Origin of the sequence: Asaia sp. HumB (assembly GCF_030263835.1) — a bacterium.
GTDB classification, from domain to species: Bacteria; Pseudomonadota; Alphaproteobacteria; order Acetobacterales; family Acetobacteraceae; genus Asaia; species Asaia bogorensis.
In genome coordinates this window covers 2997500-3012717 of the sequence record NZ_JARPML010000002.1, presented here as the reverse complement: position 1 = coordinate 3012717, position 15218 = coordinate 2997500, and the positions used below count along the sequence as shown (strand labels likewise).

The following is a 15218-nucleotide window of genomic DNA, read 5'->3' as shown; positions in this document are numbered from 1 at the left end:
AACCGTACCGTCAGAGCACGGCATGAATCTTGAAGCCGATTGCATCGACCTGCGGTTTGTCCGCCTGCAGATTGGTGCGCCAGATATGCTGATAGTCAGGCTGGATCGAAAACCCACGGAAAGCATGGATGCTGTAGGTCGCCTCGAACGTCATCAGATGGCTCTGCGGGTAGGTGGCAGAACCCGGCAGGGGAAGTCCGCGCCGGTATCGTATCCATTGTGACGCCACAAGCTGGCGACTGGCGAAGGTCTCTGACCACTCGAGGCCAAACGTATCTTTCGGACGTGACGGAATGATCCCGCGATCGACAATCCCGGCATAGACCTGCCAGTCATACACACTGTTCTGGCCCTCGCTTTTCGTCGCACCCGCGAGCGCATAGAGCCCCTGCAACGGGCCATGGCCATTGCGTATGAGCATCTGGTCACCTTGCAACCATATCTGCGTCTTGCCATTGGTCCAGCGATAGGGCTGACCCGATGCGGCAGCGGGATTCATATTGCTGTCGTAATAGAGATCCCGATAATTCGATGAATCATAGGCAACGCCAAACTTGTAATGCCCGACAAGCTGGTTTTTGCCAAAAGACGGGATCAGACCGATCTCTGTTGGCACGTAAACGCCGGTATAGAGCTCTGTACCCATCCGGAAACCCGTGCGGTCATACTGGTTGGAATTGAGATACGGATTGACGCCGTATAACCCCGACTGGACATAAATGCCGTGCAGCGGCCAGTAACGCACACGCGTTCCCCAGGTCGAGCCCGGATAGGTGCCATAGCCCGCGGCTGTGCGCGTCAGCGATTTCGGGATGCCGCAATTGGATTTGTTCATGAAGGTGCAGAACAGGGGCGAATTGGCGAAGTCGATATTGACGGGCATCTTGCCCAGCGCGATCTGCATGCGATTATGCAGCAAATCCTGCGTGCCATACACATAGACAAGATGCACCCCGACATTGCCGCCGCCGCCATAGATTTCCTGAAAACCGTTCAACGAGCGTTCACCCAGATCGGACGCCAGATTATGCCCGGCACGATTGACGATGACCGCATGGGTAATGAACCCTTGCCACCCCACAAGTCTGGACCAGTCGAGATCAAGCTCAACGCCAATCTGATGGGCGTAGCCCGCGTCGCCTGCATGTCCGGCATTGAGCACCATGGCACTTTCACTGGTATAGTCAGCCACAATGCCAATGCCTGTGCGATTGAGGCGCTTAATCAGCCGTTCCCACGGCAGAACCATGCTTTCAACCGGGGGCGTGAACGCCGTATTGGCATAGGACGTCGGTGTATCAAGGGCAAAAAGCGGCGCGGTTTCAGAGATCGGCCCGCGATACTGCGCCCAGGCATTCTGGGTCAGGGCGAGGCATAAGAGGCCGCACCCCAGGCCCGCCGGGAGGAGCCCCGCGCGACCGACGAGCGGGTTCATTGACCGCGCGACTGGCGCGGTCCTTAGCAAGAAACTCGTTTTCATGAGCGTCTATCCTTGCCTGCGCCTCAACGTGCGCAGATCACGGTCACACAGCCTGCTGCCCAACCCCACGCAGGCTTTTCACCTCGTGGTTGCAGGCGCTGGTCTGGCGCTGCCTAGCTTGCCGGTTCCGCTTCGCGTGCCGCTACAGGCGCCGATGACGCAGGAACTGTTGCAGGGAACACAGGCGTCAATAACGGGGTACCTGCGAAATGAGCCACCAGATTATCCAGCACGAGCCGCCCCATAGCGGTACGCGTCTCGATGGTGGCGCTGGCGCGGTGCGGTTGCAGCACGACGTTACCCATGGTCGTGAGCGCCTGCGGCACGCGCGGCTCATCAGCAAACACATCGAGCGCGGCGCGGCCAAGCCGCCCGTCCTGAAGCGCCCTGACAAGGGCCTCCTCATCGACCACGCTGCCACGCGCCACGTTCACCAGAAGCCCCTCCGGCCCGACAGCCTCGATAATGGCCTCACTGATCAGATGGCGGGACTGCGCCCCGCCTGAGGCCGCAACAACCAGAACGTCGCTGGCTTCAGCAAGCGCCTTAAGGTCTGCCACGAACGGAATCCCCGGCAGGGAGAGGTCCCTGCGGCTGAAATACGAAACCGGCATGGAGAAGGCCTGCGCCCGCCGCGCGATGGCCTGCCCGACCTGACCCATGCCCACAATGCCGAGTTTCGCCCCGCTGACCTTGCGCGATAGCGGCAATCCCTTGCTACCCCATAGCCCTTGTCGCACCAGCGCATCGCCGGGCAACAGGTCCCGCAGGGCTGACAGTATAAGGGTCATCGCGAGATCGGCCACATCGTCGGTCAGAACATCACGCGTGACGGTCACGGCGATATTGCGGCGCGTAGCCTCGACCAGATCCACCGCATCCGTACCGATGCCGTTAATGGTGATGATCTCCAGATCGGGCAGCGCGTCCATCAGCTTGCGAGGCAGCCCCGTACCGCCGCCGGTCACCACCCCGCGTATCGATACGCCCGAAGGAAGCGTCTCACCATTCCAGCGATGAAGCACGTAGCCTTGCTCAAGCTCGGCTTCCACAAATGGCATCATGGGTTCGATAAGAAGGATATGAGGTTTCACGGGAATGTCCTGTCTCTGGAAGAAAGTCTGGGTCCGACCCGATTGACGGGTTAATTTGTGCCTGGTGAGCCGATGTCAGCACGTCGTTCAGGGCAACTCGACCGTAACGGGGGGAAGATGGGCGATCCTTGCCGTGGCCGTCATGCCCGGTGGGACGAAAATGGTGTCGGTCATCGATCCCGTTGTGATCATGCAGCCCGCCATAAGGGGGATACCTCTGTCCATTGCGTGATTGGCCAGCCAGACCAGCAAACGACGCGGATCGCCCGCCGAATTGCCCCCGATATGCTCGATCACACGACCATCACTGAAGGCGAGGCGAACCGTCTCGCAAAAAGGGCTGAGACGTTGCCACGCCTTCGCGCCTTGGCCGATAACAAGTGCGCCGTGGCTCGCCTGATCAGCCAGATGCACGAGCCGTGGCTGGGAGCCGGGCCGCACAAAACGTGTGTCGATGATCTCGATGGCGGTATGGACACTGTCGATGGCGTCCATCACCTCGCCAAGCGACCAGGGCTGGTCGCGCCATGGCAGGTCACGGCCGAGACGATAGACGATTTCCGCTTCCACCCCGCGATGACGACACAGACCCGGTGCCAGCGTCGTATCGCCGTTAAAGAGGGTCGCTTCATGCAAAGGCGCTGCGAACGGAAGCCCGGTGGGCGAGGGCGCGCCAACTTTCCAGCCCATGATGTTGCCCTGATCAACAATCAGAGCAGCAGCAACAGCGTCCTGTATGCGATAGGCGTCGTCCTCTGTCCGTGGAACCTCGCTGTCGTCCAGCGCCTGCAGCGGGGCGCGTGTATGGCGACCACTCAACAGACGCACAGCAGCTGACGCCGTATCGCAGACAAGGGAGATCTCACCGGGAGGTGCGAGGTCGAGCGTGATCATGCGGAAACTCCCGATCGATCATGAAGGTAAACACTATGCGGTGCGATGAGGCACGGACTCACAACAGCCCATGCGAAGGCCATAATCGCGTATCTGAGGCTCTTCACAGCGCATCTTCCTGCGCCATCAGATCGCGTCCTCTGGTTTCCGGCACATAGAAAGTCGCGAGGATGGCAAGGCATGCCAGAAAGACGACATAGACGGACAGCGGGATCCAGGCGTATTTGCCACTCCCGACGCCGCCAATATGAAACCTTGCGAACATCGCGATGAGAAATTGCCCGACCATTGGCGACACGCCACCCGCGATGACGGAAGAGAATTCGCGTGTGAACGAGACAGCCGTGTAGCGATGGCGCAGCCCGAACATTTCGGGCAGCAGGGCCCCTTGCGTGCCGAACATTCCCCAGGTTGCTACCCCGAGCGCGAAGGACAGGGCGATCGCAGAGGGTATAGGGTGGCCCTGACTGAATACATACCAGACAGGCAGGGCGCTGACGGCCTGAAGCAGCGCGAAACCACGATAGACACGCACACGCCCCAAGCGATCACTCAACCACCCTGCAACGGGGATGGTCACTCCGCCCACAAGTGCTGCGCCAATCAGGACCAGGGTGCCCCACTGGCTGTTCATGCCTATTGTGTGCACGAGATAGCTGATCGCGAGCACCTGATAGATCGACGAGCCCCCGTTTTCGGCCATGCGTAAACCCATTCCCGCCAAAATCGGCCGCCATGAGGCCGTCAGCGTCTCACGCAGCGAGCCGGTCTCGTCATGACGCTCATCTTCCTTGATCTTGGCGAAAGTCGGTGACTCCTTGAGCCTCATGCGCATGTAAAGCGCGATGAGAAGCAGGACAGCACTGCCGACAAAGGGAACACGCCAGAGCATGGTCTGGGTGATATCCGGGACACCGGTCAGCATGGCATAATAGATGAGCCCGGCCGCGACCGTCCCGATCTGGATGCCTAGAAAGGGCAGGGCCGCGTAGTAGCCACGACGCTTGCGCGGGGCACACTCGGTCATCATGACGGCAGCCCCGGCCTGCTCCGCGCCCGCGCCGAAGCCCTGCGCCATACGCAGGAAAACGAGCAGAAGGGGCGCCATGATGCCGATGCTCTTGTAAGTCGGGATAAGGCCGATAAAGGCGCTGGCAAGCCCCATCAGCGTGACAGTGAGCAGCAATACGCGCTTGCGACCGTAGCGATCGCCCAGACGACCAAAGAAGATCCCGCCTAGAGGACGCACCGCAAAACCGATAAAATAGGTGGCGAAGCTCGCCACCAGACCGAGGCCGGGAATATTGCTCGGGAAAAAGAGCGGGGCGAAGATCAGGGCAGAGGCGAGGCTATAGAGCGCAAAGTCATAGTACTCCATCGCGCTGCCAATCGAGCATGTCCAGGCGGCACGGCGTAGTTCCTGCGGCGACATCTCGGGGCGAAGCGCGTCGTTGGCCTCGGTTTGGGGAGAACGCATGGCGACCGTTGCGCTGTTTCGCTGAAGAGCCAGACTCACCATCAGACTTTCTCCGCATTGTGAGGAGACACAATGTGGAGGTCATCGCCGGGGCGCTGAACGAGGCTCGACGTAAGATGGAATAAAGTCATCACATACCGCCTTGCTTCACTCCATCGACCGCCGCGATACCATTTAGATCGATCCAAAAGAAAATCATCAGACGATCTCGGAGGCTCAACCGCGGGGATGGAGGAGACTTTTGTGGAACTTACAATTCTGTAATGACTGTTGAACGCTTTTTCGAAACAAAAGTCACACCTTAAATGTGACACATCTATCAATGATCTGTGATGCGGCGTTAAATCGCTGACACGATCGGACCTGGCTGATCACGCGCTTTCACGCAAAATCAGCTCCGGCGCGATGACTTGCTTTTCCTCGCGCCGCGCAGGTCGTGTCATCCGCTTTTGAAGGAGGCGCGCCGCAGCAGCCCCGACCAGCCGTGGCATCGTGGCGATCGTGGTCAGCGCGGGATAAGAGGCAGAAGCTGCGGGAAGATCATCCATGCCGATCACGGCAAAACCGCTTCCTACATGGTTGCCCACCACGACACCGCGCCGACGGAGCTGATTTATCAGCGCGAGCGCCATGATGTCATTGTAGCAGATGGCAGCTTCTGGCGGTCCAGGAGAGTCCAGAAGAGCATCAACCTTACGCTCATCGTAACGGCTGTCACGCGTGCCATCGATGATCGCCACATCCAACAGACCCAGGCGCGCCGCCGCCTCATGGAATCCCTGTACGCGCGCCAGAGCTGCGGAATGCGTTTCCATATTCCCCACATAAACCACCCGCCTCCGCCCTGTGTCGACGAGATAGGCGAGGGCCGCATCGATCCCGGCAGCATAATCGACTGTCACGTAGTCACGCTGGGCGCCAGGCACCTCACGCAATACCTGAACAAAGGGCAGGCCGAGCCGGTCCAGCTCCGCTATCAATGCGGAATCACTGCCGATCGCCGGGCAGATGATCAGGCCGTCGATGTTGTGTTCACGCAAGCGCTGGATCTGCTTCGCCTGTCGTTCCGGCGACTCACCGCTATTGGCGATGAATGACACGATCTCTTGCGCGTCATTTACCTCCTCCACGCCTGCAGTCAGCGTGCTGAAGAATGGATTGGCGATATTTGACAGCACAAGGCCGATGGTTCCCGTGCGGTTCTGCCTCAGATTGGCTGCGCCACGATTGTAGATGTAGCCAAGGCTATGCATGGCGGCCTGGACCTTTTCGCGCGTCGCCGCGGCAACCAGTGGGCTGTTGCGCAGCACGAGTGAGGCCGTCGCGCGTGAGACACCGGCCTCGCGCGCGACATCGAGCAGATTGACGGACACACCGCTCTGTTCAGACTTCATGCGTTAAAGACCTCACGGTTCGATAATGATCGGTTAACAGAAAAGACGATATAACGGAGAAGTATCTGCTGGATCTCAAGAGAATCACCGCGAATCCCGTGTCAAAATTCAGGACTTGTGCGGTCAACATACTGACAATCCACGGGCAATATTTTGCAAACATATTGAATTTCATCATTATCGTTTTGTAATACTCTGCAAACCTATGATTTCTATGCAGTTTGTCACTGGACCACAGGATAACCGCGTCATAGAAGCTGCCTCATGTTTCGACTGTCCCGGTGCGAAATCATCCAGAATGGTTACGAAACGGTAAACAGGAAACGATCATTAACGATCACTCCGGCGATGAGCCAATACTAGGCTGATATCCGGACCATGTTGCAAGGCATTGGCGGGAAATACGCCTCCCGCCATCAAAAGCGCTCAACGCGCGTAGCGATATTTTATTTTGGGGGATTCTCTCTTGGCAAAAGCAGCCCGGTCCCGGACGACCACCACCCGTAAGAAGAATCAGACAGACACCTCTGCTTCTGCCCAGGCAGGCGTCAAGACGCCCTCTACCGCGACTGACCTGCTCGATCAGGTTTCCGAGGTCGCTGCACCGGTGGCGGACGAAGCTCCGGTAACGTCGCCAGCCCCGGTAGCCGAGCCAGCCGAACCTTCAGGTTGCGGGTATCCTGCCGAGGCTCTTTACTTCGATGCCAACTGGTATCTCGCCGCGTATCCCGATGTCGGAGCCTGCGGTCTGGACGCGGTCGAGCACTTCATGACGCATGGCTATCTCGAGGGCCGCGACCCCAATGGCCATTTCAGCGTCGCTGAATATATTGCTGCGAACCCGGACATTCCCTTGACGATCAATCCATTCCTGCACTTCATCATGCATGGTGCTGCCGAGGGTCGAAAGCTTCATCCCTGAGCTGAACCGGGGGTGGCACCCTCTGGAAAATAAATAGGCAAGGATGACACTGGTGCTTACCCGACGCTCTATACTGGCCGCGACAGCGGCCGCCCCCTGCCTGTACGGGACCAGCCTTGCCGGAACGCTTGGGCACAAAGGGAGTGCCCATGTTCATAAGCAGGCTACTTCCGCTGCATCGGGCAGCAGTTATGCCGCGTTTCTCGACACTCTGCGCAGCGAGGCCATCGGTAAGGGAATCGCCGCCTCGACTCTGTCGCGTGCCTTCGCCCTGACACGCGAGCCCAATGCGCGCGTTATCAAGCTTGACCGGCATCAACCGGAATTTACCCTGACCTGGGCGCAGTATCGCGAACGTGTGATCAGCACGACACGCATCAGCCAGGGGCAGGCCGCTTATCAGCAGCGTGCGCAGATGCTTGAAGCCACAGGCAAGATGTACGGGGTCGATCCACGGGTCATCGTCGGCATCTGGGGGCTGGAATCAGGTTTCGGTCGCAAGATCGGTACATTCTCGGTCATCGATGCGCTCGCGACACTCGCTTATGACGGCAGGCGCGCCAGCTTCTTCCGTGGCGAGCTGTTCAAGGCGCTCCAGATTCTCGATCATGGCGACATTCAGCCAGAAGCGATGCTCGGCTCTTACGCAGGGGCAATGGGGCAGCCGCAATTCATGCCTAGCGCCTATCTGCACTACGCCGTTGATGCCGACCATGATGGCAGACGCAATATCTGGACCAGCGAGCAGGATGTATTCGCCTCTGTTGCCAATTATCTGCATGGCAGCGGCTGGGAGCCCGACGCCCCCTGGGGACAGGCCGTGACGCTCACAAAGGATATCCCGCAGGGGCAGCTTGGACGAGGCAACAAGCAGACGCTTGCCTCATGGATGGCGCTTGGTGTGCGCCGCGAAGATGGGTCCGCCTTCTCGCGCAGTGATGTAACGGGCGCTGTCATTCGCCCTGATGGTCCCGGCACGGACGCCTTCATGGTCTATCGCAATTTCGATGTGATCCGGCGCTATAACCCGTCCGATTTCTATGCTCTCGGCGTTGGATTGCTCGGCTATGCGGTCGCTTAAGGGCCGCGCGGCGTTTCTGGTCGCGACAATCGGGCTCGCAGGGTGCCACCATCATGAAACGCCAAGACAGGCCGCACCGCATTACATGGTGGGCACTGCTTGGCAGGGGAGTGACAGCTGGTTTTATCCTACCGAGCATTTCAATCTCAACGAGACAGGCCTTGCAGTAATTGCCACTGCGCCCAAAGGGGGCGTTACGGCAGATGGCGAAATCTGGTCAGCCAATGCCATGACGGGCGCGCATCAGACGCTTCAGCTTCCGTCTGTGGTCACGGTGCGCAATCTTGCCAATGGCCGCATGGTCAGGATCAGGCTGAATGATCGCGGGCCATCAAGCGCGGCACGGGTGCTCGCCGTCACGCCGCGCGTGGCGACCCTTCTTGGCATGGGTACAACCCCGACGCCGGTCGAGATCGTTCAGGACGAGGCCATGAGCCGCCAGATTGCCGAGTCCAATCCGAATGCACCGAAACTCGAAATCAGCGCAGCTCCACGCGAGGCCATCACGGCGCAGTCTCTCGACGATGGCACAACCCAGACACTTGGCATGAAACAGAACGACCGTGAGGCCGGACGCCAGACGCTTTATGTGCCCGACATGCCGCAAACGGTCATGCAGGGACAGGCCCAGATGCCCTATTACCGTGTGATTCTTGGCAGTTTCTCGGGGCATGCAGCGGCTGCACGTGTGGCTGAACAATGTGGCGCTGACATCAGCCAGACGGCGGGTGTGGCGGGATCATTGCCGTGGACGGTTGCGTTGGGCCCCTTCACCGCTGTATCCGAGGCGGACAGGGCATTAGCCCAGGCGCGCCAATGCGGTGGCACGGGCGCGCATATTGTGGCCAGGTAAGGTGTTGACGTGCGGACAAGACGTTTTCTGCTCTCGGGTGCGGCTGGGTTAGCCGTTTCAAGTCAGTTTGCTTTCGCGCGCCCGCGACGTGGCAAGGTAGCGTCCAGCGCTGCGGCGGCAGCCACCCCCAATGCTGCCACAGCCAGCACGGCCACACCGGCATCCACGCCGATCGGCCCGCTCGACACCGTAGCGCGCTGGGCCTGCATCATCGATTTCGATACGGGCGCAACCCTGCTGGAAAAAGCAGCGGACGAGCACATGCCGCCATCCTCTCTCACCAAGATGATGACCGCCTATATCACGTTCGGCATGATCCGGGCGGGCCATCTTAGCCTGACCCAGTCTCTGCCGGTCAGTGAGAAGGCATGGCGCACACAGGGCTCGAAGATGTTCGTGCCTCTGGGCCAGAGCGTAACCGTCTCGGATCTGATTGAAGGCATGGTCATTCAGTCCGGCAATGATGCCTGTATCGTATTGGCTGAAGGCATTGCCGGGTCGGAAGAGCAGTTCGTCAATCTGATGAATCAGACGGCCGCCAAGCTTAGCATGACCAACACTCACTTCATGAACTGCACCGGCCTGCCGGATGAGTCGCAGTATATGAGCGCTCGTGATGTCAGCCGCGTCGCGATGCACCTGATCCGTGACTACCCCGAATATTACCATCTCTTCTCCGCGACAGAATTCACGTACAACAATATCAAGCAGGGCAATCGTAACGTCCTGGTGGACAAAGGTCTGGCAGACGGTCTCAAGACCGGCCACACCGATGCTGGCGGCTATGGTCTGTGCGCCAGCTCCAAGCGTGATGGCCGTCGCATCATCATGACCATCAACGGCACGTCTTCCATGAATGAGCGCGCTCATGAGGGCGAGCGCCTTCTTGGCTGGGCCTTCGCCAATTTCGAGAACGTCACCCTGTTCCATCATGGTCAGGTGGTCGATCATATGCCGGTCTATATGGGCGAGGCCGCCGAGGTCGCGCTTGTCGGTACCCGTGATATCGTGCTGACCCTGCCTCATGGCTGGCAGCAGCGCAGCAAGATCAGCGTGGAATATCCGTCACCCGCCATTGCCCCTGTCATGGCCGGACAGACGATCGGTGCGCTTGTGCTCCAGAATCAGGGAATGCCGGATATCCGCCTCGATCTCGTCGCCGCCAATGCCGTGCCGCGCCTCGGGCTGGTGGGCCGGGCCCTTGCACGACTGGGCCATGGCCCCAAAGCCGCGCCCCATAGCTGAGGCGTGAGCGGGCTGTTCATCACCTTCGAGGGCGGAGAAGGGGCGGGGAAATCCACCCAGACCCGCCTCTTGCACGCGGCGCTGATTGCCGCAGGGCATGAAGTACTTCTCACCCGCGAGCCCGGTGGCTCGCCGGGTGCCGAGGCCCTGCGTGAACTGATCCTGTTCAACGAGGCGCCTCTTTCCCTGCGGGCGCAGGCTCTGGCGCATATGGCGGCGCGTGCCGATCATCTCGACAGCGTCATCCTTCCCGCCTTGTCGCGGGGTGAGATCGTGATCTGCGATCGCTTTCATGACTCAACCCTTGTCTATCAGGGCTATGGTCTTGCCAAGGGCGATAGCACCACGCTTGCGTTCATCCAGTCCCTGCGGGCCCTGCTGGCCTGCGAGCCGGATCTGACCCTGATGCTCGAAGTTCCCCCGGCAATCGGGGCTGCCCGTGTGGCTGCAAGGGGCGGGCGGCTGGACCGCTACGAGCAGGAACAGGAAGCCTTCCACACCCGTATTGCCGAGGGTTTTGCGCTGGTCGCCCAACAGGATCCAGACCGGGTCAAACGGGTCGATGCCTCGCAGACACCCAAAGAGGTCGCTGCCGGGATTATGGCCATTGTCGCGCCTCGTTTGATCGGCTTACCCATCGACACGCCACCCTGCGGTTCATGAGCGGCGCTGAGAACCCGGCTGCGAGTGCCCTGATCGGGCATGAGGCGGAGAAAGCCCTGTTCCGGCAGGCGCTGGAATCCGGTCGCCTGCATCATGGATGGATGATTCATGGCGATTCAGGCATCGGCAAGACAAGCTTTGCCTTCGACTGCGCCAGAGTGCTGCTGAATGGTACGGATCGGCAGAGCCGTGCCGGACGACAGATTACAGCAGGCACCCATCCTAATCTTTTGCTGATCACCCGGCGCATGGACGAAAAGCGCAAGCGCATGCGTCAGGAAATTGTGGTGGATGACGTCCGCCCCGTGCAGGATTTTCTGCATCATACGGCTGCGGACGGCTCCTGGCGCGTCGTCATTGTCGATGCCGCCGAAACCCTCAACCGCAACGCGGCCAATGCGCTGCTCAAGCTGCTTGAGGAACCGCCCACCGATACGGTATTTTTTCTGACCTGTCCTTCACCCTCGGCTTTGTTGCCCACCATCAGAAGCCGCTGCCGTCTGCTGGGGCTGGCCCCGTTGCCGGCCGAGCAGACGGCCGCCGTGCTCAGGGCGCAGGGCAGAAGCGTTGCCGAACTCCAGACCCTTGTCGCGCAGGCGCATGGTGCGCCTGGCCGCATCCTTTCTGCCGATCAGGGCACAGACAGAGCGGCGCGCGATCTCGCCACGGCGCTTTTGGCGACCGGCGAAACACCCGATGCAGACAGTCTAGCTGCTTTCCTGCGTCACGATGACGGTTTTGCCGTGCTCTGTTCTTTGCTAGGACAGGGGCTTGCAGACCGCGCCAGAACACTGGCGGGGCAGGGGAAGCTTGCCGAGGCCAGCCAGGCCGCCGAGGCTTTCTCCGCCCTTCAGGCGCTACAGCGCGAGACCGAGCGGTTCAATCTGGACAAGAATCAGGCTGTCAGACAGGCAGCCGCCATAGCGAGTGCTCCATGACCTCACGTTACTACGTCACCACCCCCATCTACTACGTGAATGGCGCACCCCATATCGGCCACGCCTACACTTCCATCGCTGCCGACGTGCTTGCGCGGTTCAACCGTCTGGATGGCAAGGACGTGTTTTTCCTGACCGGTACGGACGAACACGGACAGAAGGTGGAACAGGCCGCCCAGACTGCCGGTATCGATACCCAGAGCTTTACGGATGGCATCGCAGCCGATTTCCGCAGCATGGCGGATGCGATGGGCATTTCCTATGACGATTTCATCCGCACTACCGAACCGCGCCATAAGCAGGCCGCTCAGGCATTGTGGGAAAAAGTCGCCGCAAATGGTCATATCTATCTCGATGCCTATGAGGGCTGGTACGCGCTGCGCGACGAGTGCTTCTATTCTGAGGACGAGCTGACAACGCATGCGGATGGCCGCAAGACAGCCCCGACGGGTGCGCCCGTCGAGTGGGTGCGCGAACCTTCCTATTTCTTCCGTCTCTCCGCGTTCGAAGACAGGCTGCTGGCGCTCTATGAGCAACACCCCGAATTTCTTGGCCCGATGGGACGACGCAACGAGATCGTCAGTTTCGTCCGTCAGGGGCTGAAGGATCTCTCCATCAGCCGCACCAGCTTCAAATGGGGTATCCCGGTCCCTGGTGATGCCGATCATGTCATGTATGTCTGGTTCGACGCCCTGACCAACTACCTCTCGGCGCTCGGCTATCCCGATTTCAGCGCTGAGCGCATGAAATACTGGCCGGCCTCGGCACATATCGTCGGCAAGGATATCATCCGCTTCCACGCCGTGTTCTGGCCCGCCTTCCTCATGGCTGCCGAGATCGACCTTCCGCATTCGGTTTTCGCCAATGGCTGGTGGACGATCGAGGGCGAAAAAATGAGCAAGTCGATCGGCAATGTCATCGACCCGCGTGATCTGGTGGCCAGCTATGGCCTCGACCCTGTGCGCTTCTTCCTGCTGCGCGAAGTCCCGTTCGGTGGTGATTCCGATCTCAGCAAGCGCTCCTTGGTCAATCGCCTGAATGTGGAACTCGCCAATGATCTCGGCAATCTGGCCCAGCGCACACTGAGCCTGATCGCGCGGAATTGCGACGCCACATTGCCTGCCTTTGACGCACTTAGCGAAGATGACAACACGCTTCTGGCCAGTGCATCGCTGCTGCCCGAACTCCTGCGCGGTCAGATGGGACGCTTCGCCCTGACTGACGGGCTGGAAGAGGTCTGGAAAGTTATCCGTGCCTGCAACAGCTATATCGACCGTCAGGCCCCGTGGGCGCTGAAGAAGACCGATCTCGTGCGCATGGCCACGGTTCTGCGTGTTTTGCATGAGGCCATGCGCCATATTGCCATCCTGCTGCAGCCCTATATGCCGGGGACCATGGACAAGCTGCTCACACAGCTTGGTGTCGCTGAGACTGCACGCGATTTCGCCTCCCTTGCCACACCGCTCGATGCCGGTATTGCGCTGCCCGCGCCACAGGGTCTGTTCCCCCGCTATGTCGAGCCCGAGATTGCAGCGTGACGGTCCAACCCATGACAGGCCTGATCGACTCCCATTGCCATCTGGACCGTCTGGACGACGTGCCTGCCGCGTTGGCACTGGCCCGTGAGCACGGACTGGCAGGCATGGTGACGATTGGCACGCGCCTCTCACGGGCGCAGACGCAAATCGACCTCACCCGTTTTGACACGCCCGAATTACGGGTCTGGTGCGCGATCGGCACCCATCCCGACCATGTGGGTGAGGAAGCCTCCCCCGAGGTCGGGACGATCATCCGTCTCGCCGCGCCGGAGCATGTCATCGGCATTGGAGAGTCAGGGCTGGATTACCTGCATGGCGCGCCGTCGGTGCGCGACGCGCAGGCCCATAGCTTCCGGGTTCATATCGATGCCGCCCGCCAGACCGGGCTGCCGCTGGTGATCCATGCCAGGGAGGCCGATGATGATGTCGCGGCCATTCTGCGTGACGAACATGAGAAAGGGGCTTTCCCCTTTCTGCTCCACTGCTTTGCCTCAGGAATGGAACTGGCCCGGACGGCCATCGATCTGGGGGGCTATATCAGCTTTTCAGGGCTGTTGACCTTCCCCAAATGCGAGACCATCCGCGAGGTTGCACGCGTCATACCTGAGGAGCGACTGCTGGTGGAGACCGACAGCCCATTCCTTGCGCCTGTGCCAAAACGCGGTAAGCCTAACACGCCGGGCTACGTGGCCCACACTGCTGCGCGGCTGGCGATGGAACGCGGCTTAGAGAATACCGCTCTGGCCGAACTCACCACACGTAACTTCCACGCCTTGTTCAAGCGCGCCGCATGAGAATCACGATCCTCGGTTGTGGTGGTTCCGGCGGCGTCCCCATGGTTGGCGGCGCACAGGGTGAGGGGATCTGGGGCGCCTGCGACCCCACTAATCCCCGCAACGAGCGAACGCGCTCCTCCATCGTCATCGAGGCCGAGAGCGGCAAGCGTTTGCTGGTGGATTCAGGACCCGATCTGCGCGCCCAGCTCCTGCGCCAGAAAATCGGCGTGGTCCATGCCGTTCTCTACACCCACGAACATGCGGATCATGTGGCCGGGCTGGATGAACTCCGCGCCATCAATCGCATGCTCGATGCACCGCTTCCGCTCTATGCTACCGATACGGTCATGCACGAGCTTGAGGCGCGCTACAGCTATGCCTTCCGGCCCTGGAGCGGTACCGGGTTCTTCCGCCCTGTGCCGGAGCCGCATCTGATCACCCCCACCGACAGGCTGGCAATCTGCGATCTCGATTTGCAGCTCTTCGAGCAGCGCCATTACCGTATTCCGACGATCGGCCTGCGCTGCGGCGATTTCGCCTATTCGACCGATGTCGAGTATCTGAGCGAGGAATCGCTAGAGGTTCTCATAGGCGTAAAAACCTGGATTGTCGGGTGTTTCCAGTATGAGCCCCATGTCGCTCATGCCTGGGTTGATCTGGTTATCGAATGGTGTGCACGGCTGAAACCTGAGCGCACAATCCTGACCCATATGGGACCTGCGCTCGATTACGAGACACTCCGCCAACGTCTGCCCGACGGCATGGAGCCCGGCTATGATGGCATGGTTCTCACGGTTTAAATATTTCTTCGATTAACCGTTTTTTTGTTGAAGCGCGGCTCTACATCGCGATAGCGTCAGCAT

At 60.0% G+C, this 15218-nt stretch carries 14 protein-coding genes; 9 read left to right on the top strand and 5 right to left on the bottom strand.

The annotated features are described in order from the left end of the window. Positions 1–10 precede the first annotated feature (10 nt). From P5689_RS14600 to P5689_RS14580, 5 genes are all read right to left on the bottom strand, one after another. Positions 11–1480: a carbohydrate porin gene (locus P5689_RS14600; protein ID WP_285533706.1), complete on the bottom strand. Its 1470-nt coding sequence runs from the start codon at positions 1478–1480 to the stop codon at positions 11–13. Positions 1481–1593: 113 nt separating this feature from the next. Further along, on the bottom strand, positions 1594–2574 hold the full coding sequence (locus tag P5689_RS14595; protein ID WP_023977281.1) for a 2-hydroxyacid dehydrogenase: 981 nt from the start codon (positions 2572–2574) through the stop codon (positions 1594–1596). A gap of 87 nt (positions 2575–2661) precedes the next feature. Next, on the bottom strand, positions 2662–3468 hold the full coding sequence (locus P5689_RS14590) for a 2-keto-4-pentenoate hydratase (protein ID WP_285533705.1): 807 nt from the start codon (positions 3466–3468) through the stop codon (positions 2662–2664). A 103-nt stretch (positions 3469–3571) separates the two neighbouring features. Beyond that, positions 3572–4945 carry an MFS transporter gene (locus tag P5689_RS14585; protein WP_023977283.1) on the bottom strand — a complete coding sequence of 458 codons (1374 nt, stop codon included), beginning with the start codon at positions 4943–4945 and terminating at the stop codon, positions 3572–3574. A gap of 371 nt (positions 4946–5316) precedes the next feature. Continuing rightward, positions 5317–6339: a LacI family DNA-binding transcriptional regulator gene (locus tag P5689_RS14580; protein WP_031239868.1), complete on the bottom strand. Its 1023-nt coding sequence runs from the start codon at positions 6337–6339 to the stop codon at positions 5317–5319. 466 nt (positions 6340–6805) lie between these two features. On the opposite strand from P5689_RS14580, the gene P5689_RS14575 reads away from it, so the two are divergent. The 9 genes from P5689_RS14575 to P5689_RS14535 are packed head-to-tail and all read left to right on the top strand — an operon-like array spanning position 6806 to position 15155. Then, positions 6806–7261: a hypothetical protein gene (locus P5689_RS14575; protein WP_023977284.1), complete on the top strand. Its 456-nt coding sequence runs from the start codon at positions 6806–6808 to the stop codon at positions 7259–7261. 52 nt (positions 7262–7313) lie between these two features. Continuing rightward, on the top strand, positions 7314–8342 hold the full coding sequence (locus P5689_RS14570) for a lytic transglycosylase domain-containing protein (RefSeq protein WP_031239870.1): 1029 nt from the start codon (positions 7314–7316) through the stop codon (positions 8340–8342). Then, positions 8329–9195 (top strand): SPOR domain-containing protein, encoded by an 867-nt coding sequence (locus P5689_RS14565; RefSeq protein ID WP_285533704.1) that lies wholly within the window; start codon positions 8329–8331, stop codon positions 9193–9195. The genes P5689_RS14570 and P5689_RS14565 overlap by 14 nt, the downstream gene beginning before the upstream one ends. A gap of 9 nt (positions 9196–9204) precedes the next feature. Continuing rightward, positions 9205–10440 carry a D-alanyl-D-alanine carboxypeptidase family protein gene (locus P5689_RS14560; RefSeq protein ID WP_285533703.1) on the top strand — a complete coding sequence of 412 codons (1236 nt, stop codon included), beginning with the start codon at positions 9205–9207 and terminating at the stop codon, positions 10438–10440. A gap of 3 nt (positions 10441–10443) precedes the next feature. Continuing rightward, on the top strand, positions 10444–11103 hold the full coding sequence (gene tmk, locus P5689_RS14555; protein ID WP_023977288.1) for a dTMP kinase: 660 nt from the start codon (positions 10444–10446) through the stop codon (positions 11101–11103). After that, positions 11100–12041 carry an AAA family ATPase gene (locus P5689_RS14550; RefSeq protein WP_031239872.1) on the top strand — a complete coding sequence of 314 codons (942 nt, stop codon included), beginning with the start codon at positions 11100–11102 and terminating at the stop codon, positions 12039–12041. The genes tmk and P5689_RS14550 overlap by 4 nt, the downstream gene beginning before the upstream one ends. Then, positions 12038–13579 (top strand): methionine--tRNA ligase, encoded by a 1542-nt coding sequence (metG, locus tag P5689_RS14545; RefSeq protein ID WP_023977290.1) that lies wholly within the window; start codon positions 12038–12040, stop codon positions 13577–13579. The genes P5689_RS14550 and metG overlap by 4 nt, the downstream gene beginning before the upstream one ends. Positions 13580–13590: 11 nt before the next feature. Beyond that, entirely contained in the window at positions 13591–14373 is a 783-nt protein-coding gene (locus P5689_RS14540) for a TatD family hydrolase (protein WP_023977291.1), read from the top strand. Further along, positions 14370–15155 carry an MBL fold metallo-hydrolase gene (locus P5689_RS14535; protein WP_285533702.1) on the top strand — a complete coding sequence of 262 codons (786 nt, stop codon included), beginning with the start codon at positions 14370–14372 and terminating at the stop codon, positions 15153–15155. Before P5689_RS14540 ends, P5689_RS14535 begins: the two co-directional genes overlap by 4 nt. Positions 15156–15218 lie beyond the last annotated feature (63 nt).

Coding starts and splice junctions, on each gene's coding strand:
- P5689_RS14600 (WP_285533706.1), bottom strand. CDS start 1,480: ATGAAAACGAGTTTCTTGCTAAGGACCGCGCCAGTCGCGCGGTCAATG.
- P5689_RS14590 (WP_285533705.1), bottom strand. CDS start 3,468: ATGATCACGCTCGACCTCGCACCTCCCGGTGAGATCTCCCTTGTCTGC.
- P5689_RS14585 (WP_023977283.1), bottom strand. CDS start 4,945: ATGCGTTCTCCCCAAACCGAGGCCAACGACGCGCTTCGCCCCGAGATG.
- P5689_RS14580 (WP_031239868.1), bottom strand. CDS start 6,339: ATGAAGTCTGAACAGAGCGGTGTGTCCGTCAATCTGCTCGATGTCGCG.
- P5689_RS14565 (WP_285533704.1), top strand. CDS start 8,329: ATGCGGTCGCTTAAGGGCCGCGCGGCGTTTCTGGTCGCGACAATCGGG.
- P5689_RS14550 (WP_031239872.1), top strand. CDS start 11,100: ATGAGCGGCGCTGAGAACCCGGCTGCGAGTGCCCTGATCGGGCATGAG.
- metG (WP_023977290.1), top strand. CDS start 12,038: ATGACCTCACGTTACTACGTCACCACCCCCATCTACTACGTGAATGGC.
- P5689_RS14540 (WP_023977291.1), top strand. CDS start 13,591: ATGACAGGCCTGATCGACTCCCATTGCCATCTGGACCGTCTGGACGAC.
- P5689_RS14535 (WP_285533702.1), top strand. CDS start 14,370: ATGAGAATCACGATCCTCGGTTGTGGTGGTTCCGGCGGCGTCCCCATG.